Origin of the sequence: Centipeda noxia ATCC 43541, assembly GCF_000160555.1 — a bacterium.
In the GTDB taxonomy this organism is placed as follows: Bacteria; Bacillota; Negativicutes; order Selenomonadales; family Selenomonadaceae; genus Centipeda; species Centipeda noxia.
This window is the reverse complement of sequence record NZ_GG749279.1, coordinates 213,607-237,731: the sequence shown is the minus strand read 5'-3', so window position 1 is coordinate 237,731 and position 24,125 is coordinate 213,607. Positions and strand designations below refer to the sequence as shown.

Here is a 24,125-nt window from a genome sequence, read left to right as displayed (position 1 = left end):
ATTTCCTCCCTTCCGTTCAGTTCCATAATATCGTTATGAAGAAGACTGCACCGCGCAAAACTTCTTCCAAATCTCCTCATATGCCGCTTCCAAAGCGTTCATATAGCCCTGGATATCCATGAGCGGAGATTTCTTCATACTCGTACGAAGTCCTGCATGGTAGCCGTCGATCAGCTTTGGCGATTCCGCGAGCTGGACTGCACGGCGTACGTAGTTGATGTCATTTTCAGCGACCAGCTCTCGTACCCCTGCATTTGTCAGAATGGATGCACCAAATCGCGCCCCATGTGTACGTCCGCGCAGCGCGATAACCGGAACGCCCATGTAGAGCGCCTCGCATGTCGTCAATCCGCCGTTGTATGGAGCTGTGTCGAGTGCAATGTCGATGTCCCGATACTGCTCGAGATAGTCCGGACTAAACGGACGAAACTCCACGCGCGTGAGATCATAATTCAGTATCGACAATCGCTTTTTGGCAAAATGCAGACCGGAATCAATGCTCGCAATCTTTCCTTTGATGACCAGCTTTGCTCCGCGAACTGATTCCAAAATACCACGCCAAAGGAGCAGTATCTCATCCGTCACCTTGGCAAAGTTGTTGAAGCTGCCGAACGTCACATATCCATTTCTTCGTACCGGCGCTTCATAGCTTGTCTCCGGCATCGCACGGATCTCCTCCGGTGCATAGCAAAGATGAGAATGCGGGAGGCGCAGAATCTGCTCGGTAAAACCGGCCTCAGCTGATACATCCCCCCGGGGAATACAGATCTCATCGGAAAGGAAGTAATCGATGACGCGCAGCCCCGTCGTATTGGTATACCCAATCCCCGATACCTGAATTGGTGCCGGACGGTATGCCATAACAGGCAGAGCACTGTCCTGCGAATGTCCTGAGAGATCGACCAATATATCAATCTTATCCTCTGTGATAAGGCGTGCGGCCGTCCGCGGCGAACGACCGCGCAGATCACGCCACGTCACGCGGCGTGTGCGAAGCCGCTCGGTGACAGCGTCACTTCTGCCGGTCGCATAGCAAAATACCATAAAACGGCTCCCGTTAAAATGGCGCAGAAACGGCATCAGAAAATAGGAGACGGCATGCTCGCGAAAGTCCGGCGATATATACCCGATGCGCAGCTTTCGATCGGAAGAGCGCGCAGCTGTATCATGTGTATATGGGACTACACCCAGCAGGCTGTCATAGACTTCTGCCTTCTGTCGGCCCTCCTTTGCGCCGAGATAGCGGTAGTTGCGCATAAAGAGATACTTGCTGTACAGTTCTGCCGTCTCGGACGCCTCATCTGCAAGACGGCTTGACATGAGGAGCTCGTGTGCGGCACCCTTTGGCTCCCCGGCAAGATAGAGCGCATCGGCAAGCCATCCGCGCGCACGACGCAGCATTTGACGATAGATGGTGTAGGAAAGGTCTTCCTTGCCAAGCACTTTTTCCTTACGGGAGAGTTCCTCAATCAGATCGGCAAGGAGCGGAATTTCATCATCCAAACGAAACTCAAGCGCTGCAAGTCCAGCCTGCACCATACGTGCGCGCGGGTGATGCGGCTGCACACGGAGCACCTTGGCCGCAAGTTCCTCTGCCTCATCAACGCGCCCGCTGTAGAGTGCTACTTCGGCGTTGACGGCAGCAGCATCGATATCCCCTTCCTTTAGCCGCTCAACCTCTTGAGCGCAGGCACGCATTCCCTTCAGATCGCCGTCCGCAGAGAATTTTGTCGCGAGTTTCAGCCAATTGATCTTTTCTTCTGCCGCGTGCTCTTCCCGCGGCGGCTGCCCCTGCATATGAAAATCCTCCCTTTCCCCATCTTCCTCTCAAACTTCAGGATTCAGCTCCGCACCATATTCCTGCAAAAATATCTTTTGATAACGTTTGTATTCCGGAGCGAGCGGCTTCTCATGCGGGCAGTGAATACACCAAAAGTCCTCTTCCTGATTCGGCACGACCACCTTAAGATCATGCCGCTTCATCTCCATGCACATGGACGTGTCATAGAGATGCCATCCGGTGAACAGGTCTTCGCGCCATCGAATGCCATACTGCGCTGCGAGGAAGAATCCATCCGCCGCTTCAACGTCAATATATGCGCCGTCCGGCTCCATGCAGTGCGAGTCCACAACGCTCTCCGGCTCACAGTGATGCAGAACGCGTCCATAGGTGCGCAGCCCATCCCACCAGACCCCGGAGCGCGGCAGACTGCGGCAGCCGATCATGCCGATAAGACCGATTGTCGGATCCTCAAATATAGAGAGCAAATCGGATATGATATTCTTGTTGACGACCAGCACATCCTGGTGCAAATATACCTTGTATTTCGCATCTGTTGCGAGTGCCCCCTTATTATAGCCGGCGCACATGGATGCGGCGCCGCGAACTGGGACATAGTCGACCTCCATGCCGCTCGGGATATGGAGCGACTTTAGATATAGAATGCATTCACTGTACATATCTTCATCGTTAACGCAGGTGATGAAGGCAATCCTATTTTGATCCAAATCTTTCATATTGCTGTCTCTCTTCATTCCGCAAGTTCTCTCTGCAATTCGCGGTACATCTTCCGAGCTATAGGATCGGTGCTCTCATCCGCGGCCGTGCCCAGCATCTCGTCGATAAAGGAATTACGGTCCGCAGAATACACCGACAAACGGCGATAAAAAATGTCCGTATGGATTACCGTCTCATGAACGAGAGAAGCGATATATGCCGGAAAAACAGCAAGCTGCTCCAAGAGCTTCCACAATGCCCGCACGGATTCCGAACATACGACATCGTACTCAATGCGGTGAATCAAGCGTACCATCTGCTCGCGCTGTGATGTCGTATACATTGATTTTAAAAGAGAGAGCTCCGGCATGGAGCGGTCTGCGCGAACGAGATAGAACTCCGCCTCGAGATCGCTCTGCTGATTCTCAAACCCCGCCGCGATAAGACGATTGAGGAATCCCTCCGGCGCATTGCGCCGCTGCATTTTAACCCGCACACTTTTATAAAACGATGCATAGAGCAGATTCTCGAACTCTGGTCTGGCATAGAGGCGCGAGACCACATTATAATAATGCCCCTCCATGAGATTCTGCAAAACAGACCAATGCCGTATATTGCGAAAACTGGTAAGAAGTGCACCCGTCTCTTTGAGGAACATCGAAAAACCTGCGGCGATATCCTGCGGATTATCCGCCTGTTCCAACGCAAGATCAGAGATAATATAGTCAAAATATCCGCGTATATAGGGAAGCGGAACCGAAAGATAATCAAGGATCTGCCAATGAATCCCCTCGGGAAAATCCGCATCACATGCATCAATCTCAGCTGTTGCAGCATAGAGATCAGCTCGTGGATACATCTCGCGCAGCCGCGGCAGATAGTCCAGGCTCTCGACCACAAGAATGCGCAGGGGAGCAGTATCCGGACGTAAAAAAGAGAGGAGTTCCGGTCGAATTTTTTCAGCCAAGCACTGCTCCTCCATTCTATTGAGTACATATCCGCTTTATTATATCATACTCTCGAAAGAAGTTGTATCCGTCAACACGTTCAATTCCACAAAGGAATAACAAAGACCGCCGGTGTCTCATAGGGATGTACGGCATGAATTGCGGCCATTGTTTCCTCAAGGCGCGCCGCTTCGACGCACACTTCGACCTTGAGCTCCGGCGCCTCCGAAATCGCCCCCACAGTTCCCTCGTACGGAGAGGCTCCCGCAAGCGGGCGCCATGTACCCATTACATGTGAATAGGCAAGACAGGAGTCATACGCTCCGATATGCCCGGCGTCCGCCTCTTGGAGGGCCTTTCGTAACGCACTGAAATGAGTCTCCGGAATAAAGATCTCAAGCTTTACATATTTCCTCTGCTCTGTCATCATACCCCCACTTTCGCACGAACAGTCACTCAATATTCAGTCCGACATCGCTGCGCAGCTGTATCGCTTCTGCGATATGCTCCGCCGTGATGGACGCGCTGGCATTGAGGTCAGCGATGGTTCTTGCCACCTTGATGATGCGATCATGGGAGCGCGCCGACAAATTGATTCGATGAAACGCTGCTTCCAGCAGATTCTCTGCATCCTTCTCCAGTGTGCAGTATCTTTTGATCATGCTGTGGTTCATCTGAGCATTACAAAAGAGGCCATGACGGCGCAGACGCTCCTGCTCAATCAGACGTGCCGCCACGACCCGCTGCCGAATCGCGGCAGATGACTCAGCTTTCCGGGTACTATGCAGATCTGTATACTCTACACGAGACACACGAATATGAAGATCAATGCGGTCCAGCAGCGGACCGGACAACTTCCGCGCGTAGCGCTTAATCTCCCCTGCACCGCATTCACACACATGGTTCTTATCGCCGAGATAGCCGCAGGGACAAGCATGTAGATAACAACTCGGGTATAGTCACCATTCTCAAATATACTCCACAGCGTGCATACCCTCGTAATTCTACACCGAAGAAATAGCCTCTGTCAAAAAACGGGTTTTCTACTTTTACATATATTTCAATACGGTGTTACCTGATCTATGATGTCAAATCCACATCCTCGATATAGGCATTGATAAAGCTGACCGTTATAGTCATTAAATTAGACGTAGCTTCAGTGATATACTCGAGCTCTCTATCATTCGACCATACCGCATTATGAACATCATTTAATTCATCGAGTAAGTTTTTCGCAATATCTATGTCTTTTAATTTTATATTGAGTATAAAAAAACATTCGTTACTCACGATTCTGTCGGCCAATTTGGGTTCAAATCTACAGTCATAAAAGTATCGTGATATATCAGCACAATAACGTCCAATTAATTCAGCTATCTCATTACAAAAACCTATACGTTCTTTACGTTTCTGCAGAATCTCATTTTCATGTTGGATTTTATTTGTCCTTATAGAATCTCGAAATTCTGTTCTGGCTAAACGGGTTCTACTCTCTATTTTGTTTTCCTCTTGTATACGTCTTGTTTCTTGAATGCTAATCAAAACAGCCGTCAACGTCATTCCACCACCAAACACCCCGCCAATATAACTCCCTAAAAAGGAAGCCCAACCGTCATTTGATGTATTTGATATGATGTTGTTTGCAAAAACAGTATACTGAAGTATTACTGGTAAAAGCACCACCAATCCACCTAAAATGATAATATGTTTTCTCTTTATATAAGGCTTCATTGAATATCTCTACCTTTCACAGGTTATTTACCCCCATAGTATAAAACATCTTTATAAAACAAAAAAGCCCCGGTGTAGATTTTCTACACCGGGGAAATTTTACCATTCGGCAATGTTATACATCACGGTCACACCTTTGTAACGTCCGCCGTCAAGGTGAGCAAGCGCCTCAAAACGCCCCTGCTCGTAGCCAACGGACATAAGCGCCTTGCCGTCAATCACGGTTGCCCCCGCCTTGATGCGGTGATCTTTGCGCAGGTTGACCTTATAGACGTCAACCTTCTGCTGTTCGGGCGGCAGGTCTTTGCCATCCTTGTCCATCGTGATTGGTGTTACGACCGTCCGATCAGACTTTTCGCGTGCTGCTCTCGGCAGCGTCGGGTCGTCCGTCTTGATCTGCCGCTCGACGGCCTTCGCAGCTCTCTCAACAGTCTGCGCCTGTACGTAATAGGTAGCCGCAGGAACGTGCTGTCCCGCCTGCACGTCCGCAAGCCGCCGCTGTAATGTCTCAGCGTTACTCTTGCTGATGTCCAGCTGCGCCCGCAGTGTCTTAACATCCTGCGTCTGCTCTTGCGTCATGACGGCAGGTTTTTCGGCTTCCGTATCTGCCGCGGAGTGTCTGCCGACGGCGTATGCGATGCCGACGAGCAGGATGCACAGGATCGCCAGCACGGCTGTTTTGTGTTTTGCCACAAAGTCTTTTGCTTTTTGGAGCATTTCGCTCACCTCCTCACTGATTGGCATAAAAATTCGCCTTGCCGACAATCTCATCCATCTGCACAAATAGATTCTGCCCGGGGCACGCCGTCCCCATCAGCTCTCTGTGCCCGACGATGTGATCGCGGTCAATCGGCAGTCCGTAATCCGTGCAGACGTTAGCCAACAGCATCGCGGTACTCTCAATCTGCGCGGCTGTCGGATATCCGATCTCAAAATTGCCGCAGACGTGGATGCCGATTGTGTGCGAGTTCTCTCCCGCCGCATGCGCACCAATCGTCCAATGCGGGCGGCCAATCTCCACTGTTCCATCCTTGCGCACAACATAGTGATAGCCGATACACGTCCACCCCTGCGCCTGATGCGATGCGTTGATCTCCTCCGCAGATAGATCATCATCCGTGGGATTTCCCGTGTGATGCAGGACAATCATATCGGTTGCTCTGCGCGTTTGCAGGTTTCCCGCATCATACGTCAGATGCAGGTCCTTCAGGTTTACTCTTTCCATTATCCTTGTCCTCCTTCTCTTCGTATTGGTCCGGGATTCCGTTGTTATTTTGGTCAATAAACGCTTTGGCCAAAAAACCAATCGCCGCAATCCATGCCGCCCCGCTGATCTCGTGGAGAAAATTTCGGAACTCCACGAGATCGGGCCGCAGCGCAGTATACCAATCATAGAGCCATGCGCTAACGTAGATGGTACAGCCGATAACGAGCATCGCCGCATACCATACTATGTAACGCATGGCCGCATGACTTTTGGTCATGTTGCGCAGGTACTTTTTGCCTTTCCTGAGCCACTGTGAGACTTTGAGCATCGTCTCACCTTCCTCCGAGCGCCCACGTCAGAATCGACGCGAAGATGCCGACGATGGTCGTACTCATCCCAATCGTCCAACAGACGTCATGCTTAAATTCGTCCAGCCGATGATGCGCGGACTTTGTGCTTTCTTCCAGACGGGCAATCCGCTCATTGATTGCATAGAGCTGATCGCGTCCCATCGGCAGTTTTTCCGCAAGGATCTTAATCTGCGCTTTGATGCTCTCGAGCTCGGCCAGTATTTCTCCTCTTGCCACGTTGCGCCTCCTAATTGTTTCTTTATACATAGGGGCGCTATTCCGACGGAGTAACGCCCCTACTCCCTGTGATTACACTTCTTTCTCCGCATGCTCCGCAATGTAGAGGGCGACATCCTCTTGATAGATGACAGGCACGACTTTTTGTCCTTCCGTCTTGCTCTCCTCAGAAATTGCGTATTTTTCATGACGCACGAGGAATGCATAGACGGGAATCATATAGCTGTACTTCTTCATTTTTTCTCACCTCCTTTCAGTGTTTGCAGGGCCTCTTCGATTTCTGCGAGGCGCACTTCTTGTGCGGCGACAGCTTCAAATATGGATACGCGTTCTTCGTCGGCTGTTTCTTCCGTCGGGTGCGTATCCTCTCCCTTTGGTGTCTCCGTTTTCGGAGGACTAAGGACAAGTCCGATATTGGGGTCAAATGTGACAACGTAGCCGACTTTACATTCCACGCCCGTGACGTCTACCCAGTAGGTAGAGGGCGAGAATATGCTTCGCCATGTATCAAAGTCGCGTTCATCTTCGTGGACGGAGCGGACTTTGCCATATAGGATTTCTGCGTATTTGTTCATTGTGCTCTCCTTTTATGCGGTGCCGTTGGGCGTCTCTTTATTGATGCTGTTTGACCATGCGATGGTGATTGGTAATGGTCCACTTCCTATTGGTTCTCCGTGTATGCCGCCTGCTTGAAAAGTGAAATTACCAAACACTGTTTTGACTATACGACCGCCAGCATGACCCGCAAATACATAATTTGATTCGTATCCATACGTTTTCCCTGCTTCTACTTTTACATAGCTAGTGATTTTCTGTTGGTTTACGTTTAAATATGTCAGCTGCAAAACAGCAACACCTTTCGGGACGGTAAATGTTCCCGTTCCTTGCACGGTGATACTCCCCGGCGTGATTCCACCCTGCTTTAAGATCGCAAGCGATACTCCGTTTTTCTCCTGCCGGCCGCTGGTCGCTTCGCTTTCGGTGACAGCCCCCAGCGCTGTGAAGCAGTCGACGCCGTCCACATGGAGCGGCAGGACACCGCCCATTGCGTTCGCTTCTTCTTTTGTTGAGTAGAGCGTGCAGGATTCGACGACGCCTTTGGTATTTTGCAGTTTGAGTTTTTTAACCAGTTCCGCCATGATCTCACTCCACCCAGATTTTTGTTCCGTTGGCAAACGTCAGGACATTTGTGCTGAGTGCCGACGCCGTCGAGGCATTTCCCTCTACTCCGCCATCAGCTTTGATCTTTCCGGTAGCGGTCAGAGCAGGTACCGTGAGCGCACCTGTCATGCTGTCGCCGGATTTCGCGACAAATTTAGAGGCGTTCTGTTGGTCGATCTCCTGGAATTTTTTATCCAGATCGGCTTTGGAATAGGTACCGACGGCTTTTTGTGCGGCGGCGGCAGATTCTTTGGCACTTTTTGCGCTTTCCTGTGCACTCTTTGCGGCAGATTCGGCTTTGTCGACTTCGACGTTGATTCCGTCGATGTGCTGTTTCATGGAGGTAATATTTTCCTCCATTGCCTTGACGTGCGTTTCGGATGCGGCGCTTGCCGTTTGACTTTTGCCGGCTTCCTGTCTGCTCTGCTCTGCTTCCGTTCGCGCCGTTTGCGCTGCGCCCGCGGCGGATTCGGCGGCACGCCGATGTTCCTCTGCGGTATTTTTTGCATTGGTTGCGAGGACAACATCGAGCGACGCGTTGCTTTCGCTTTCCTGTGCGTTCTGTGCGGCCTGCTGCGCCGCAGATGCGCTTTGCTGTGCGGCGAGAAGCTGCGCAGCAACATCAACACCCGTCTGGAAGATTTTTGCAATCAGCTCGGCAGGGTCAATGTCAGAGCTGATCGCGACGCGCACAGTGCGCTCGACAATCTCTGCGAGTTGCTGTATCTGCATCTCCTGTCGATCAAGCTGTGCCTCTATGTCCTCGGCATAGAATATCCCTTGACTAATCAGATTGAGTGTTTGAGTGTAAGGGATTTGACGCTGGATTGTAATCTTCCACCCGTTCGGCAGCGGCTGTGCTCCGCTCTTTGGATAGAGCACGCTCTTATCGCTTAGTGACAACACAAAATCTGTTGTTGTCGTCTCCGCACCGTCCTCATTGGTCAGCGTGACGACAACATTATTCACGTCCTCAGAGTTGAGCAGAAATGTAAAAGGGAAAACGGTTGTAGAACCGTTCCCCCCATACGTATTCTTGACATTCGGATTTTCAACAGTCATGTTGATACCTCCTATTTCTGTTTGAGTTTCTTATCCAGAATTGTCTTTGCGATAAATTCACGCAGATCATCTGGATTATTGAGACGGTAATTGTCGGCCATGAAGCGCGCCGTATTCCAGAAGCCATCGGTCAAGGTATCCGGAACAGCATACATCGTTCCTGCGATTCCCTTTGTCAGCGCGCGGCCAAAATCAATCGCGTCAATCTTGGACTTATCGCTTTGCAGCGAATACGCCATCTGTATTGGGTCGGTAAGTCGCCCAACGGCCGCGAATACAACGCCGCTATTGCGCCCTTGTTGCAGTTTTCCTGTAATCATCCCTTGTGCGATCTCGCCAACCATATTGATCACCGGGAATCCGCTTGCGACGCTCCCGAGAGAATTTGCCGCCCACTGCTTCAAAAATTTCTTATACCATTCGTCTTTATCTTTTTTATCACCACTTCCCGCCGAAACAGCTTCAAGGCTTTGCCGAATCATCGTTTCGATTGCGGCCATTGCGACAAAACGGAAAAGATAGGAACGAACAAACCCGGAATAACGCTCGACAAAGCTGCTCTTGTGCTTATCATAACGCCCTGCATAATACTTCTCCCACACCGCGTTCATTTGTGCGTTAAAGAAGCTAAAGAATGGCGTAAACGCCTTGACAAGCCCGCTCTGCGAACGCTGCACCGCCGAGCGGTCAATCGAATCTGCAGAACCGAAGATTGAACGTACTGCTTCATGGGCTTCTCGGTGCGCACGCTCACGGGCGATAATCTCATCTGTCCCGTCCGCTACCTCCTTGTTGTACCGCCCCTGATATGTCCAATAATAGGTTGGCACACTGCAGAGCATGTCTGTCTCCTCCATGAGCCATGTCCCATACTTAATAAGACACTTCCGAACGGAGTTCTTTCCGCCGAAAATGTCTTTTCCTTTGGTATTCAGATCGCGATCCATATTATGAGCACGGTTCCGCATAAACGCCGAATCATTGAGTACGAATTGACGGATCCTCTGCGGGTGCCGGAGATACTGCAACATCGCCTGAATTGCATTGACTGTGCCGAGGCGATCTGCCATCGGCATAATATTGGATGCGTTGAGAAGTGCAGTCGATACACGGAACGCCATAATCGCCGTCACCGTGTTCGCGCGCCACTCCTCCGCTTTAGTCTCAATGTAAAGATTGTTATTCATTGGCTCTTGCCATGTATTTTCAACCCATCGTTTCAGACTGTCATAGGCGTCTTTTCCGAGCGTCTGCAAGATCGGTTCTTTAACCGCCGAATGGTTGAGCAGCTTATAGACATCACGGCAAGCAAGGCGCATCGTAGCAATATGTATTTGCTGATCAATGTGGCGATACATGACATCCAAAGAGAGGTCAAGCGGCCGCCCCAGCGGAGCCCCGTTTGCACGGTTCTTCGTTGAGCCCATTCCAGACCCAAACGCCATAGCGCCGCCAACCGATTCGGCGACAGTTGCAAGCTCCTGATCTGCTGCACGCTCAGAACGCTTCGGGTCATACCGAATCGGATAGTACCCGCCGCGAATGGTCAGCAACTCTCCCGTCGATGCCTCGATCGTAAATTCATCCGGTGCAACACGCTTCATCGGCGTGCCGGCGCTCTTTTCGACGACCTCATTGACCGCATCGCCGTGCTCATTGAGATAATCCCATATCTCCTGCACGAATGCCCAGTCTTTCTTGGTCATCGTCTTTGCAAAAATCTCCTCGACATCCTTCTCCATATACGGTGTTTTCGTCGAGAGACCTGCGACGAGGCGGGAACGGTTGCCCTCGTTGCCCCAGTTGAGAGCCATAGAGAGCACATTCTCCTTTGTCAGTTCTGTGCCATCCGTGAGATTTATCCCCAGTTTCTTGCTCCACGCTTTGCGCCTGTCTTTCTGCGTGTAGTATTGTCCAATGATCACTTCCAATCGTTTTGCGTTCTCCTCAAGTGCCTCCGTCTTTTTTTCCTGTGCATCAAAGAGCGTATTGTAGAGATAGTCTACAATCGCACCGCTCTTGCCACCGATGACCTTGAGCATTGTTTCCGGCTTCAAAAGCTGCACCATATAGGCGTGAGCTTCTTTTCCGCCGTCCTGCTCACCGATATGCTCCTCATAGTTCTGATACATACGAGCCGAAACCTCATCGATGTTCTCACCTGATGTGAGGAGCGTGTTCTTGTTGCGCCCCGTCACATAGAGATATTCAACGAGCATACGCAGATCACGGAGTTCCTGCATGGAAAGTTCCGTATACTTTCGCTGCGTATCGCGGGACGTTGCCGCAGAAGTGAGCCATTCGGGAATATCCACGCCATCAAAGCCATCGTTGGAGTCCTTGATCTCTTGCATCAATTCCGACCAGCTACGCGCACCTTCTCCCATGAGAGGCACACCATCGGAGCGACGAAGACCAAACACATAGAGTAAATGATGAATGAAATAGCGGTGATTTCCGTCAATCTTGCCCGTCTTGTCATTGGCAAGATTCTTCTCCCGGCGGGCAAAGTATTTCACCATACGATCAAGCTCACGCTTCAGCTTGACGCTCTCGTGCGTCATTGCCTCCATCGCAAGCTGACGGGTCTTTGCCGTGCGTGCCGCCGCAAGGTCTTTGTCGCCTTTGTCCTCCTTCTCAATTCCATTATTCTTGCGGAGCATATTCGTGAGATGACGTTCTGTCTCTTTTGCGGCGCTCTGTACCTGCCGCATCCAATGACGCGTATTCGTCGCCTCGTGGATTGGAGCGTTCTCAAGGTGCTGCTGTGCATATACACGCATCGCAGCAACTCTTCCCTCCGCCGAATCACGGAGGCTGCGCACGGCTTCGAGGTTCTGCGCCGCAGAGAGTTTGAGTCGGTTAAACGCCTCCCCGAACTTCTCGCGCATCTTTGTACGGTCTTCCTCCCCCGCCTCTTTCGATGCAGAGAGGAGCATCCGCAAGTCCTCAATCTCCTTTGCCTGTTTCTCCTGCCAGCGGAACGCATACTTGAGAGCCGTCACCGCCTTTTCAAGCGGCGCATCCTCCTCACGTTCCAGTGCACGCGCAACGCCGATCATCGCATCTTTGAGACGCTGCGGGGCGTTGTCATACGCCTTGATATACTCGTTCAGGAGCTCTCCTTCAAGTGCCGTCTGACGCGCGGTGTATTCCTGTGATGCAAGCACCTCCTCTGCTCGCCGAGCAATCGCCTCTGCGTTCGGCATTTCTGTCTTGTAGCGTTCCCGCTCCTCGCGCATCTGACGATTATAAGCTGCGTCGAATCCGCCGCCGGCATCTTTGAGTGCCTTTTCATACGACTCCACCGTAGGATAATAGCCGCTTGCGATGACCTGACCAACGCCAAATGTCTCCGCAACCGCCTCCGCCTGCCAAACGGGATTCTCCCGCATCTCAGCTTTCAGCTGTGCTTCGTATTCCTCCATGTGTGCGTCAACGTCGCGCCCTTGCATCTCACGGATAAGCTCTTTGAGCAGCGTTTCCTTTGCGCGCTCCTTGGCCTCTGTCTCCCACTGAATCATCGTCTCGGCAGAATCCGCATTGAGAAGTTCAGGATCAATCTTTTGGAGACGCTGCGCACGTTTGACGACCGCCGCCGCTTCGATCTCCTCGTCTGTTGCAATCATACGCGCCATGATTGCCTCGACCTCTGCAGAGGCACGTACTCCCGCGCCCGTTACATCCTTGTAAATCCGCGTCAACCACGCCTTGAAACGGCGGAACACGGCGCGCAGTCCCTGTGCAGGGGCTTCCCCGCTGCGCAAATACTCCTCGAATCCACGGGCAAAACGCTCCTGAACCCATTCATGCTTCAGGCGTTCAGCTTCCAGCGTGTTGCCGTCTTTCTCTGCCGCGAGAATCTTATCCTCACGGTCACGGAACTCTGCCGCAGACGCAGTCCCCGCGTATTCATCTGCCGCACCTTTCGTCCACGACGCCCATTTCTGAATCGTCGCAAGGTCTTTCGTGTATCGGCTCTCGGGCGCAATCTCCGCGATGTGCTCCAAATCAAACAGGAAGTTGTGCGCCATCTCGTGCATAAACGTCGACTGATCTGCCGACTGCATGAGAGAGATAAGCCGATGCATACCGCCGCGCGTCGCGGTGATATTTCCTTTCGGAGATCCTTTTTCCTTTGGGGATTGATGATAGATATTCGCATCATCCGCAGAGAATGCACCGCTGTTCTCCGTCGCAGATTTAATCTGATTTGGTTCAAATGCGACAAACTCTAAATCCTCATCCTCCATGTCCCCATCGATGGCGCCGTCATAGCCGTTGCTTTCCAAATCCTCGCGTGCCTTGATGCCCGCATAGTTTTGTCCATCATACCGTCTAAACGCCTCATACGCCTTTCCATTTACCGCAGGTTTGCGGATGTTGAGGAAGAACGCACGCACATTTTTTCCATACCCCTTTGAATCAAGCTCCCACGGAGAAAAGAACATTCCCTGAATGTCCATATTTTCGCGCCCTTTTGTCCTGTCAAAAACATCAAAGTTTGCATCGCTTCCATGATAAACAATAAGCGGCTCGCCATTCTCATCAATGACCTTCGACGCATTTGCGGGATCATTCTCCCAATCCCCGAACCATGCCTTGAACGCAGGCGTACGCACGGCAAGCCACTGATCTTCAGTGAGATTCGTGTCCTCGCCGTTCGGGGCTTTCATCCACTGAGCTGTACCATCGTACTGTGCGCGGACAACATCTTTCTGTGGCCGAATCTCCTCCTGTGCAAATTCAACGTTTTCCCCATCTGTGTCAAGCATCACAAGCAGGAACTCGCGGAAGTCATACGGTGAGCCGTGCCATGCGGATTGCTCTAAGGTTTCTGCATTCTCATCCGCAGGAATATCCTTGACAGAATCGAAAAGTTCTGCTAATCTATGATCAACAAAAGACGTTTTGCTCTCTTCGCCCGGGTCACTAACCCGGATACGTTGAGAGGAAACGTCTTTTTTGTTTTCCTCGTAGATTTGAATATCACTGATTCCCGTCGAGTGAAGAATGCGTTTTGCGCTTGGTTTTGCGCGGTTCTTTGTTTTCTCTTCTCTGAGCGAAAAACGTATATAGTATGTCGTACCATCCGCCGTAAATTTATTGACATAGTGATGATAGGCAAGTATATTAGGATGTTCCTTATGTCCTTCTTTTTTGTACTCCGGCTCAACAAGGGCCAGTACAGAAGAAGAAAACAGCCGTGGAATATCAGTAAGCATCTGAGATACATCCAAACCACGATGCTTGATAATCTTGCCGACCATACTTTTCGGGAATGTCGCATACGTTCCATAACGCGGATTTTCTACTTCGCCAAAGGTCGAAAAAACAGCTTCTGCCGCCTTCTTATCCAAAGGTTTCCCCGTTAGAACAACCTCCAGCGGAACAAGATTACGAATCTCACGCACAGCAATTGCTTTTTCCCTGTCCCCGAACACTCCCGTCTGCGCCTCATCCTGATTCAACGCTTCCGTATCCATCTGCATCATGCGTTCCTTGATATTTTCAAGGGTATGGATGTAGCCGTTCAGTTCGTCAAGCTGACCTTTTGTGGCCTCCATCGCGTCTATATCTTCCTGCGATGCCGGCGCCCATCCTTCGATTTTCGGTGCGGATGCATCACCGACGGTGAGACGATAGGCAAGGTCGGTGAGTTCCCCCTTGCGCGGCGGTCGCCCGTTCTCCTTGTAAAAGTATCGATACCAGGGTTCATTATTGGACACACGTATTCCGCGTCCATCATCATCAATCGGAACAATATCGACACCGTTGCCCATCCCGCGCCCCAGCGCATCCAGCGCAGGACGTAGAAGTTCATCGCGATCTTCCACAAAGTCGTTATAGAGCCTACGCCATCCCTTCGCGGGGCTTACGGCATCCTGCATCGTTGCAATGACTGCCATCTCGCGTTCGGCGGCATCGGGGAAATGCGTGTCAATGAAATCCTTGACGACCTCTGCCTTTTTCTTCGCCGCCTCTCTTTTCTTGTCATCCGCACGCGCATCCACACGGAGATGTTCGCGCATATAGTCTGCGGCGGTGTACGGCTCGCCCTTTACCTCGCTGTAAATTTTCGCCATACGCTCAGCATAGCGCGCAGTAAGAAGCGCAGAAGCACGCGCAGCGGTGCGGGCTTTCTTGCTCTTAGCATTACTGAGCTGTCCTGCAAGATCATGATATACGCCTCTTGCCTCGGGGGTCAGCTCTGCTGTTGCAGCAACGTCCCCGGGTTGGATGCTTTTTATTGTGCCCTCGACCGCCGAAAGAGCTTCCTTCTGCGCGTTGATCTTGTCAATCTCAGGCTGAATATGTGCAAGATACTCCGCCGCCTCTGCGGTCTCCTGTGCTGCGGTATTCAGCTCTGCAAGTGCATCATCCAGCTGCTTTTTACGTCGCTGAATCTCTGCTCCGGGGTGATTCACATCGGCGAGCAAGATATCCCGTGCAAGGGCGCGGTGCCCGTCCTCCGTGAACGCGCTTTCGACATAGCGGTCAACGGAATCGCCGACTTCCGCCTCCGTCTTCTCACGGAATGCACCCAGAATCTCCTTGATGACCTTCGCTTCCTGCTGCGTCTGCTTATCCGTGTAGAGATCAGAGGACTTTGTGATGTTCTGAAAGAGTGCCTTGCGTTTCTCCTCGTCCAGATTCGTTGTCATCTGTTGGAGGGTCGACGTTTTGACGGGAAGCATCCCCGTCCCGTCCGCGCACGCCTGCAGCTCCTCCGCACTGATGTTGTTTGCGACGGCAATCTCCTGCACAAGCTCCGCGCCGCCCTCTTCCTGATTGAGTGACACAATATCTACGACCGTTGTCTCTATCCCATAGCGGCGATTCTGCGAGTCCAGCATCTCATTCACAAGATCGGGGGCCTTGCCCTGGAGTTCCTGCACGTTCTTCAGGTTGTCCCCGACCGCCTCCACGGTGTTGATGAGGTTCTGATTCTCGTTGACACTCCGATAGAGACGATTCTTCACGAGCTGTTCCATGTGAGAGCGAGCATTCAGCATCGTATTCGTATGGGCACCCACATGACCGCCAAAGCCGAGAAGCCCGAATCCGGCGATAGAGGGCGCGGCTTCGATTGCGGCGGTGGTAGATTTCTGCAGGATTTCTCTGACGGATGCAATCTCGGCATCGTCCCCCTTGAGTGCCATCTGCGCCATGTTCTCGATGACCATATCCGAGACCTGCTGGGCAAACTCCTCCTGCAGCTCCGTATTAAACGTAATTGCGCCCGCTTTTGCCGCACCAAGAATCCGTTCCTTGATGAGTGCACGCGCCGCTTCGTTTGCAGTTGCCCCTTCTGCAGCCAGTGCCAAATCTTTTGCTCCTGCACCTGCATAGAGATCACGCAGTGCCTTTGCATCCCCACGTCCAAAAATCGTGCGGGCAATCTTCTGCAAAGCAAGCTGCTCAATGACACCTTCGGCAAGTCCCTGCGTTGCAGAGAGCGCCGCCGCCTCTGTCGGCGTATACATCGCGCGTCCCTTTGCGTCCAGTTTGCTGAGATTCTCCTCATACTGACTGCCGCCGATCTCAAGCCCCATAACGGCTGTAGAAACAATTCTGTAGACCCATTGCGCTGCGGTCGGGCTTTTTGTCACAGCAAAAGTGATACCGCCCGCCGTACCTCCTGCACCTTGCGAAGAAGCAATCATCGGGATATTCTCGGCGGCACCGCCGATCATCGCACCAACTGCTTGCCCAACACCGCCATAGGAGTATTCGGGCAACTCCTCCTTCTTCTTGTCAAGCGCCGTAATCCAATTCTGCTCATCTTCGGTGAGTTTGCGCCTGCCAATCATCGCATTGGCGTAAGTCAACTGCTTGCGAATGTTATAATAGCCGCGCTCCACACCCGTCGCTACGCTTCCAGCAAACCGGGTAAATTCGTTGTTGTAGGCATCGCCCACAGTCCGCAGCCCCTCGGCATTCTGGAGCATCATAACAGCTTCATTGGTTCCGTGCTTTTCGACGATTTCCCGAAGATACGGCATCGCCTCATAGACGCGGCTCATATTGAGATCGCCGTTCGCATCTACCATGCCAGGAAGTTTTTTGAGTTTTTCTGCACGCTGGACAATCTTCATGACCTTTTCCCATACATCTGGGTCATTGGCAATCGTCTCCGCGCGAATCCCCGTCAGGTCATGCGCTTTCTTGATCTGCTCGCGTTTTTCGTCCTCACCGTAGAAATAATCCGCATAGAGTTTGGATGCCTGAAAACTCTCGGGCATAGCCCCTTTGATGAGGTCTTTCCCTGTGATCGGCTCCGGCGGTGCAGTCATGTCTTTTGTGTAATATGGATTGTCAAAATCGACGGGCTGAACACTGCCATCATAGAAGTTGTCCCGCAGCTTTGTATAGACCGCATCCGCGATATTAGAGACAGACCAATCCGGTTCTTTTTGCGGCTCATAGGACTTTGTCATCATCAAATCCATCACGTCGCTGCTCATGATCGGATTGCCCGCGTCGTCACGTCTGCCCGTGTCATAGGTCGCGTATTCGCTTGTCGGCGCATAGTTTACGATATCGTTCAGTTCGTCGCTGTTATGGTATGCAGGATTATACGGATACCACGCAGTCTCAGGATTAAACGCATCACTGAGTATTCTCTTATGCAGCTCTGCTGCTTCTTCCGGTTTCATACGTCCCTCCGTTATTTATCAAACACAATGTCATAGCCGTTTTTGCCGCCTACAAGACCTTTCGTGACCTCTTCTTTTGTTTTAGTGAAAGTCCCCAATCCATTGGTCAGCGTAACCGAATATTTTCCATCCGGTCTCTCTACAATGCTCTCGATTCCACGGTCATAGAGCTGTGCTCTATTGAGGTCGATACTTCCACCTCCGAACCCGCCCGGCGAATAGCTTTCGGTAGTTATATCCTCCGTCGCCCAAGTAATCACCTGTTCTTGTGTCGGCCTTTGTCCGTTGTTTTTCAACTTATAGTCCTGTATACGCTGATTAACAGAACTATGTGCAATCGCATAGGATGCATCAAAGTCCCCCTGATTCATACCGGGGAAGCGATTCTTAACCGCCCCCTTGATTGCATTGAGGTCATACGCAAACAATCCTTCGCCGTTTCGGTAATCCTTCGACATATCCAACAGATCCTTCTTTTGCTTTTCGGTAAGCTGTGGATTTATGGTAAGGTATTCAAGAACATCGTTATCTTTCATCGTTCCGTTTTGGAGCTTTCTTGCAAAGTCCTCCTTATACAAGTAGAAGCTAAACTCGCCCAGCGTCTGCGCCTGCATCGCTCTGAGCTGCCGACGCTCTTCTTTCTCCTGCTGCTGATCTGCATAGGCCTGATCAGAACGCCCCATTTTAAGAGCATGATTCATTGCCTTTGAAATAACACGCGGATTGTCTCCCGCAATCGACGTAGCAATCGCCTGATACTCGCCCACCGTATGAAAAGCCCCATCACTTTGAATATCCAGCATTGCATTCAGCACTTGATTATAGAGTCGACCATCCTCACGATCACGCACTGCGAGCTGTTGTTCCTTTGCCGCAAAAATCTTATTAACGCCCTCCTCGATCTCCATCTCGGTCGGAGGGGTCTCCATTACGCCGCGCCCGAAGCCGACGACCTTATATGTGTTCAGATCAATCTCAGCAACGCCGTGATTACCAGCCTGCCTTACCTTTCCTGTCTTCGCATTGTAGATACCGACATGAGCAATGCCGTATTGCCCTTCCTCGCCGCCCGTCCCCGTCCAGAACACTAGGTCACCAGAACGTAATTGACTCGGGTCGCTGAACGCTCTGCCCATTCCCTTTAATTCAACATATTGGTCGTCCGCACAACGACTGGAAAGATTCAGTCCATAGAGCGCAGCAGCTTGCAGAACCCACGAGCCACAATCGTATTTCCCATTCGCTCCATTGAGGGGTGCACCGAGCTGATATTCAGCACCTTCTGTATTTTTATAAAAGGCATCAAAAGCATCCAAACTCGGCGCATTCCCATGATGATTCTTGATATACCACTCCCGATACTGCTCCCGCGTCGCCTCAAGCCCGAGTTCCTTAATCGCTGTCTGCGCCTCGTTGAACTCCATCTCCTGCTGTGCATGTTTGCGCACTGCACCGAGAGCCGCTGTCCGCTGATTCGAATCCATATACTTCCCATATTTATTGCTGATTTCATCCATGCGCTTAAAGTCCGCCGTCTGCATGGCAAGGGACATTGCTTGCCCCACGGCTTGCCGCGCAATCAGCTCCGTTTCATACTTGACCCGTTCTTCTCCATGCCCCCCGTACATTCCAAGAGCAAGAGCATTGCCACGATTAATCGCCATGTCGATAGCTGCGTCATTCCCGCCGTATTCAAGCACATTGTCAAGGCAAACATCCACAGCATTCTTATACTGCGTGTTCTTATATGCCTCAAGCTGCTCCTGCTGATACCGCATGACATTCGCGCGACGTGTTACATTGTCACGCTCCGTGAACTCATTGAACGCACGAGCTCCCGTGCCATAACGAAGGACGCCCCTATACTTGGCAAATACCGTGTCCATCGTCTTTTTCTGGAGCTTGTCGTAGTCATCCGTGAGATTGAGGGCACCTTCTTCTTTTTTCTGCATGAGTTCAGATGTACCCTCACTCATGAGCTTGTTATACATATTGTTCGCAGCGAGCGCTTGTGTCTGCTCCACCTGATCTTTCATCGCCGTAAAGCCCTTGGTAAGCACGTTGGCGGTCTCACCTTGCGCCTGTACAAGTGCCTGTTCCCCCTGGTTACTGTACTGCACACGTGAAATTTGTGCCGCAGGCGAACCAACGCCCTCTTTGTTTTGAAACGGTGAAAAATCCATGAAGCAAACCTCCTCTTATCTCATTTGAAAAAATGTGCTCTGACGCGGCATCCCATAACCACGCGTGGTATAACTTCCGATGTGACGCCCGAAACTCGTGTCCTTGCCGCCCCATCCGTGGAATCCCGTGCTCCAATCCTTTCCGCCGAACGAACCGACCTGTGTGCCTGCCGCCTCTGCGGTCTCCTGTGCTGCAGAACTTACACCTGTATAGAGATTACTCGCGAGAGTGAATGCGCCTGTGAGCATACTGTTCATCATTGCACGCTTGCCGGCGGCCCGATAATTGCGTGCGTTTGTACTGTGGAAATTGGACTGATTCTGAAAGTCTGTCGACTGCTGCAGCATATTATCGACCTGCTGACGACCATTGTAGAGGCCCATGCCTGTCTGCTCGTTGATCGCATATCCTGTATCCGCAAGAGCCGCCGCAGCACTGCCCGAGGCAGTGACCCCGCTCGCTCCGATTGCCGCCCGTTGCTGTCCCATCCGCAGGAGCGCCCTACGCCGTTCATTCTCGACATTGATCTTGTTGTTTTCATCTTGTCGCTCTGCGGTCTCCTGTGCCTTATCGGCGTTCATCTGCGCGATCTGCGCGTTCTGTTCGGACTGCCGAGCGGCCGCTTCTGCCTGCGCCTGCTGCGCACGCCCCTGCATCCATGAGGTAAAGAGCGTTCCAATCACCATTGGCACTACACCCATATATCATCACTCCTTTTTGAAAAACTCGAACAGGTGATAGGGAAGTCCATAGAGGCCCATCGGCTGTGGTTCATGGACGACCGCGCCAAGCCACCTGAGCCATGCAATCGTCGCATCATTCCCCTTGTCGACGTAGTTATAGAGATATTCCCAATCATGCAAAAACGCGCGGATTCCTTCGCGCGTCTTCTTTCCTGTATAGACTTTGTGCTTTGCCGTCTCCTCCGTTGCAAGCATCCAGATGATACCATGCCGCAGGAACGGGTTTGTCTCAATGACACCGAACGCCGAGATGATCACCTCATCGCAGTAACAGGCGTACGCCGCCGTACTGTTATAATAACAGCGCATGACCTCCGCTTCGACATTTGGTCCTGTCATACCGACGATCTCGCGACGATCCTCCGGGCGCAGATGTGCGGCAAGATATCTGAGATCGTCATCCGTCGGCGCATGGTAGGTAAACTTAGCCACCCGCTTCCACCTCCGGCACAATGGACAGGATCGTCATCGGCAGCGGGTCAGTCTGCTTGATCGTCAGATATACTGTATCCTCATAGCTTGCGCTCGGGATGACGACATGGCGTTTCCCACTGTAAAGTGCAATCGGGCTGTCATACTTCTCAGTGCTGCGCCACTTGATCGCATCAAGTCTCTTTTCCCCCACGCCATAGAGCCCACCGCGTGTATCGCGGAAGAGGATTGTCATACGTGAGACGCGTTTCTTGCGCCCCATATAGGAGCCGTCCTGCACGCTGAACTCAATTGGCATTGTCTGAATCGTGCTCTCAAAGGGCAAACCAACTGTAATCTTGCTGAACGCTTTCGGCAGTTGTAGAACACCACTCTCATTCACACGCATATCCGCAAGGACATTCCCATCGGCAAGCACGGAGACAGTCTTCCCAGTGAGCCACTGCAGTCCCGTAAGCGTATCTTTTGCCGTGCCGTGATAAATATATCCTGCATCTACATAGAACTGCTCCTCAGGCGCGGTATTGCGTATCTGAGAAGCCATCTGCTCGACATAATGCGCGCCGTCACGCTCTACAACCGCCCAAAGTTCTTCTTCACGATCGCCCGAGATCGTGCACACATCCGTGAATTTCCCCGCCGTCGTATGCTTGTGCCACGCGTATACGTCCTGCTCCTTGATGTAGGTCATGCCCAGTAGCGCGCCATCCTCCCGTACGCACCAAACAACCGTGTTCGGCGTCTGCTGATAGGCGAGCGCAACAATCGTATGCCCCTCAAAGAGATGCGCAGCAAGGAGAGATACGTCATCTCCCGTGTACTTGTCCACATCATAACTATATGTGAGGTCACGGATAACACTGCCTTGATGCTGCACATAGACGATGCGCCCGCCGATGACGACCGGAGTTAGATTGTTGATGCCACGATACTCCTGGGGCTCTGCCTTTTGATTCGTCGGCGTGAACGTCTCGTTGCCACCGCCGACCTTATACTCGCCGCCCGAGGTGAGCATGAGCATTTCACCAAATGGGATAATGGCACGAATACCGTTCATCTGCCCGCCCGAGAGCGTTCCAGTGATTGCGTCACTGTCCTGCTGCGGGGTATTGACCCAGAAATTGTAATAGTCCCCCGACTGCGATGCCCAATAGGTCTGCGGCTTCGCTCTGCTCCCTGCAAAGACAAGGCGGTCTTCAAAGAAGCTCACCGCTTGCGGATAGCCTTTTTTCGCGCTCCACGCCGAGAGAGAGAAATCATTCGTCGCCTCCGTGTCTGCAAGTTCTCTCGTTACTGTTGCCGCAGCGCTTGTTGCGGAGTTGACTGCCGTAATTCGCGCAACGCCATAATAGTCCTGCGCAAATGTCTGGATGGTCACATATCCCCGTTGCCGCTCGTTCTCGTTGCTCCATACAGATGTATCAAACTTTTCACTACGCACACGATACTCGACGATATCATCACCTTTGTTTGTATAGTTGAGTGTGTAGTTCTGCGTGCGGTTGGCATGCTGTTCTTGCAATGCAATCCATGTATCCGTGGACTTATCATGTTTCTCCACAATAAAACTGCCGTTCCAGAAGCCGAACGATTCCACGTAGACTGTTCCACTCGGAACGCATCGCACGACAAGCGGTGTGGTTGGAATACCTGACTTAAGTTGTCCGCTCATTGTATGCCCAAGACGAATGAGACTGCCGACCATATCCTCTGTGAAATAGTCAACGCTTGCCTTCAACGTGATTTCACCCTGCACACCTGATGCTCCGATCTTTAAGCCATCTTTTGTATTGGGATCCTCAAACGGTCCGCCCGCAATATCCATCCGCTCGAACTTCCAATCCGTGACCCCATAGCGTGTGAGTGTCATCGGCGGATGATTGACGTGTACGAGAAAGAGCACGTCTGCAGATTGCGTATACTTGATATCCGATAGATCAGCCTCTGTGTACGATGTGGGGATCACAAGAGGAGCATCATCCTTAACAACAATCCCACCTTTTGTAAACACTCGAATACATCCAGCGGTGAACTCAAGCACATAACTCTGTTCCGTCGAATACTGAAACGGAATCAGGCGCGCCCTTTTCCCGCCCTGCGTCTTTGCCACATGACGAAAGCCCGGGCGGCGTGTCGCCCCGCCATAGCGTAGGACAATCATATTCTTTAATGTCGACGCACCTACATCATACTTCTGTAAATCCGTCCGCCCGTAGAGTGCAGGCGTGAGTTCGCCGCCAGCAAAACTCGGCTTTAGGGGATACATTTGCCCGCCCGCCATCAGAAGTCACCCCCGAAACGCGCCGCAATGAGCGTATACGGTTCTTTCTCCTCCGCATTCTGCTCGTCCTCATTGTTCGCCACAGCATCCAGAAAGAGCGCCGTATATTGTTCTTCGCAATATCCCGGAAGCTGTGCATTTCCTGTGAGTTTAAATGCAATAGCTCCAGCAAGTTTCCAGCTGAGGGCTTCGACAAACTGATCATCAAAAAGACCTGTGTCCTCGATGTCTGCCGTATACTCTGCCGAGACATTCGCTACATCGGTATAGATGACGCGCCCTTCTTTGTCACTGACAATCTGATACCCCGTATACGCAGGGATGTTGTCGAAATGACCATTATAGAGCTTGCGCAGCGCAACGCATGACGCAGGATAACGATAGGCGTAGGAATAGCCCTGCGGCTTATCCGTGAGCTCTGCAAGCTGCACTCGACGCGTTGCCCACGTCCACGGATATTTTCGCAATACGACGCGGCGGCAATGATCGTAAAACTGACTGCATACACGCGCCGGCTCACTTGCTTCTGTGAGTGCCTCGACTGTATCAATCCCAATTCGCGAGAGTGCGAGATTGCAAACATCGATCTTATCCATCATTCCACCTCCTTAAAGAGAAAAGGGGCTGACGCAC

The 24,125-nt window shown here is 51.8% G+C and carries 19 protein-coding genes and 1 pseudogene; all 20 read right to left on the bottom strand.

Features of this window, described 5'->3' with window-relative positions:
* Positions 1-33: 33 nt before the first annotated feature.
* A complete protein-coding gene (locus HMPREF7545_RS02625; RefSeq protein ID WP_006694128.1) occupies positions 34-1,797 on the bottom strand; it encodes an O-linked N-acetylglucosamine transferase, SPINDLY family protein in 1,764 nt (587 codons plus the stop codon).
* Between the two features lie 30 nt (positions 1,798-1,827).
* On the bottom strand, positions 1,828-2,535 hold the full coding sequence (locus HMPREF7545_RS02620) for a glycosyltransferase family protein (RefSeq protein WP_006694127.1): 708 nt from the start codon (positions 2,533-2,535) through the stop codon (positions 1,828-1,830).
* Positions 2,532-3,464, bottom strand: a complete 933-nt coding sequence (locus HMPREF7545_RS02615; RefSeq protein WP_040571148.1) for a hypothetical protein — start codon at positions 3,462-3,464, stop codon at positions 2,532-2,534. Before HMPREF7545_RS02615 ends, HMPREF7545_RS02620 begins: the two co-directional genes overlap by 4 nt.
* 80 nt (positions 3,465-3,544) lie before the next feature.
* A complete protein-coding gene (locus HMPREF7545_RS02610) occupies positions 3,545-3,871 on the bottom strand; it encodes a YqfO family protein (protein WP_040571195.1) in 327 nt (108 codons plus the stop codon).
* Between the two features lie 25 nt (positions 3,872-3,896).
* Positions 3,897-4,385, bottom strand: a pseudogene (locus HMPREF7545_RS02605) (magnesium chelatase subunit ChlI family protein); the annotation flags it as partial.
* A 139-nt stretch (positions 4,386-4,524) separates the two neighbouring features.
* On the bottom strand, positions 4,525-5,175 hold the full coding sequence (locus HMPREF7545_RS02600) for a hypothetical protein (protein ID WP_006694123.1): 651 nt from the start codon (positions 5,173-5,175) through the stop codon (positions 4,525-4,527).
* Between the two features lie 99 nt (positions 5,176-5,274).
* Positions 5,275-5,892 carry a glycoprotease gene (locus tag HMPREF7545_RS02595; protein ID WP_155812203.1) on the bottom strand — a complete coding sequence of 206 codons (618 nt, stop codon included), beginning with the start codon at positions 5,890-5,892 and terminating at the stop codon, positions 5,275-5,277.
* A 13-nt stretch (positions 5,893-5,905) separates the two neighbouring features.
* Positions 5,906-6,400, bottom strand: a complete 495-nt coding sequence (locus HMPREF7545_RS02590) for a peptidoglycan recognition protein family protein (protein WP_040571147.1) — start codon at positions 6,398-6,400, stop codon at positions 5,906-5,908.
* A complete protein-coding gene (locus HMPREF7545_RS02585; protein ID WP_006694120.1) occupies positions 6,360-6,710 on the bottom strand; it encodes a hypothetical protein in 351 nt (116 codons plus the stop codon). The genes HMPREF7545_RS02590 and HMPREF7545_RS02585 overlap by 41 nt, the downstream gene beginning before the upstream one ends.
* 4 nt (positions 6,711-6,714) lie before the next feature.
* Positions 6,715-6,969 (bottom strand): hypothetical protein, encoded by a 255-nt coding sequence (locus tag HMPREF7545_RS02580; RefSeq protein WP_040571146.1) that lies wholly within the window; start codon positions 6,967-6,969, stop codon positions 6,715-6,717.
* Positions 6,970-7,041: 72 nt separating this feature from the next.
* Positions 7,042-7,206, bottom strand: a complete 165-nt coding sequence (locus HMPREF7545_RS02575; protein ID WP_006694118.1) for a CD1375 family protein — start codon at positions 7,204-7,206, stop codon at positions 7,042-7,044.
* Positions 7,203-7,544: a hypothetical protein gene (locus HMPREF7545_RS02570; protein WP_006694117.1), complete on the bottom strand. Its 342-nt coding sequence runs from the start codon at positions 7,542-7,544 to the stop codon at positions 7,203-7,205. Before HMPREF7545_RS02570 ends, HMPREF7545_RS02575 begins: the two co-directional genes overlap by 4 nt.
* 12 nt (positions 7,545-7,556) lie before the next feature.
* Entirely contained in the window at positions 7,557-8,108 is a 552-nt protein-coding gene (locus HMPREF7545_RS02565; RefSeq protein WP_006694116.1) for a hypothetical protein, read from the bottom strand.
* A 4-nt stretch (positions 8,109-8,112) separates the two neighbouring features.
* Positions 8,113-9,192, bottom strand: coding sequence for a hypothetical protein (locus tag HMPREF7545_RS02560; protein ID WP_006694115.1), 1,080 nt, complete (start codon positions 9,190-9,192; stop codon positions 8,113-8,115).
* An 11-nt stretch (positions 9,193-9,203) separates the two neighbouring features.
* Entirely contained in the window at positions 9,204-17,852 is an 8,649-nt protein-coding gene (locus HMPREF7545_RS02555) for an ADP-ribosyltransferase-containing protein (protein WP_006694114.1), read from the bottom strand.
* Positions 17,853-17,863: 11 nt separating this feature from the next.
* Complete coding sequence (locus tag HMPREF7545_RS02550; protein ID WP_006694113.1) at positions 17,864-20,035, bottom strand: NlpC/P60 family protein; 2,172 nt, start codon at positions 20,033-20,035, stop codon at positions 17,864-17,866.
* Between the two features lie 15 nt (positions 20,036-20,050).
* Positions 20,051-20,737 carry a virion core protein, T7 gp14 family gene (locus HMPREF7545_RS02545; protein ID WP_155812202.1) on the bottom strand — a complete coding sequence of 229 codons (687 nt, stop codon included), beginning with the start codon at positions 20,735-20,737 and terminating at the stop codon, positions 20,051-20,053.
* A gap of 6 nt (positions 20,738-20,743) precedes the next feature.
* Entirely contained in the window at positions 20,744-21,211 is a 468-nt protein-coding gene (locus HMPREF7545_RS02540; protein WP_006694111.1) for a hypothetical protein, read from the bottom strand.
* Positions 21,204-23,492, bottom strand: coding sequence for a phage tail protein (locus tag HMPREF7545_RS09940; RefSeq protein WP_006694110.1), 2,289 nt, complete (start codon positions 23,490-23,492; stop codon positions 21,204-21,206). Before HMPREF7545_RS09940 ends, HMPREF7545_RS02540 begins: the two co-directional genes overlap by 8 nt.
* Entirely contained in the window at positions 23,492-24,091 is a 600-nt protein-coding gene (locus HMPREF7545_RS02530) for a phage connector family protein (protein WP_006694109.1), read from the bottom strand. Before HMPREF7545_RS02530 ends, HMPREF7545_RS09940 begins: the two co-directional genes overlap by 1 nt.
* Positions 24,092-24,125 lie beyond the last annotated feature (34 nt).

What these genes read in the sequence shown, in the direction of transcription:
- HMPREF7545_RS02590 (WP_040571147.1), bottom strand. Translation starts at nt 6,400, where the DNA reads ATGGAAAGAGTAAACCTGAAGGACCTGCATCTGACGTATGATGCGGGA.
- HMPREF7545_RS02600 (WP_006694123.1), bottom strand. Translation starts at nt 5,175, where the DNA reads ATGAAGCCTTATATAAAGAGAAAACATATTATCATTTTAGGTGGATTG.
- HMPREF7545_RS02560 (WP_006694115.1), bottom strand. Translation starts at nt 9,192, where the DNA reads ATGACTGTTGAAAATCCGAATGTCAAGAATACGTATGGGGGGAACGGT.
- HMPREF7545_RS02610 (WP_040571195.1), bottom strand. Translation starts at nt 3,871, where the DNA reads ATGACAGAGCAGAGGAAATATGTAAAGCTTGAGATCTTTATTCCGGAG.
- HMPREF7545_RS02550 (WP_006694113.1), bottom strand. Translation starts at nt 20,035, where the DNA reads ATGGATTTTTCACCGTTTCAAAACAAAGAGGGCGTTGGTTCGCCTGCG.
- HMPREF7545_RS02530 (WP_006694109.1), bottom strand. Translation starts at nt 24,091, where the DNA reads ATGATGGATAAGATCGATGTTTGCAATCTCGCACTCTCGCGAATTGGG.
- HMPREF7545_RS02565 (WP_006694116.1), bottom strand. Translation starts at nt 8,108, where the DNA reads ATGGCGGAACTGGTTAAAAAACTCAAACTGCAAAATACCAAAGGCGTC.
- HMPREF7545_RS02595 (WP_155812203.1), bottom strand. Translation starts at nt 5,892, where the DNA reads ATGCTCCAAAAAGCAAAAGACTTTGTGGCAAAACACAAAACAGCCGTG.
- HMPREF7545_RS02570 (WP_006694117.1), bottom strand. Translation starts at nt 7,544, where the DNA reads ATGAACAAATACGCAGAAATCCTATATGGCAAAGTCCGCTCCGTCCAC.
- HMPREF7545_RS02555 (WP_006694114.1), bottom strand. Translation starts at nt 17,852, where the DNA reads ATGAAACCGGAAGAAGCAGCAGAGCTGCATAAGAGAATACTCAGTGAT.
- HMPREF7545_RS02585 (WP_006694120.1), bottom strand. Translation starts at nt 6,710, where the DNA reads ATGCTCAAAGTCTCACAGTGGCTCAGGAAAGGCAAAAAGTACCTGCGC.
- HMPREF7545_RS02620 (WP_006694127.1), bottom strand. Translation starts at nt 2,535, where the DNA reads ATGAAGAGAGACAGCAATATGAAAGATTTGGATCAAAATAGGATTGCC.
- HMPREF7545_RS02575 (WP_006694118.1), bottom strand. Translation starts at nt 7,206, where the DNA reads ATGAAGAAGTACAGCTATATGATTCCCGTCTATGCATTCCTCGTGCGT.
- HMPREF7545_RS09940 (WP_006694110.1), bottom strand. Translation starts at nt 23,492, where the DNA reads ATGGCGGGCGGGCAAATGTATCCCCTAAAGCCGAGTTTTGCTGGCGGC.
- HMPREF7545_RS02625 (WP_006694128.1), bottom strand. Translation starts at nt 1,797, where the DNA reads ATGCAGGGGCAGCCGCCGCGGGAAGAGCACGCGGCAGAAGAAAAGATC.
- HMPREF7545_RS02545 (WP_155812202.1), bottom strand. Translation starts at nt 20,737, where the DNA reads ATGGGTGTAGTGCCAATGGTGATTGGAACGCTCTTTACCTCATGGATG.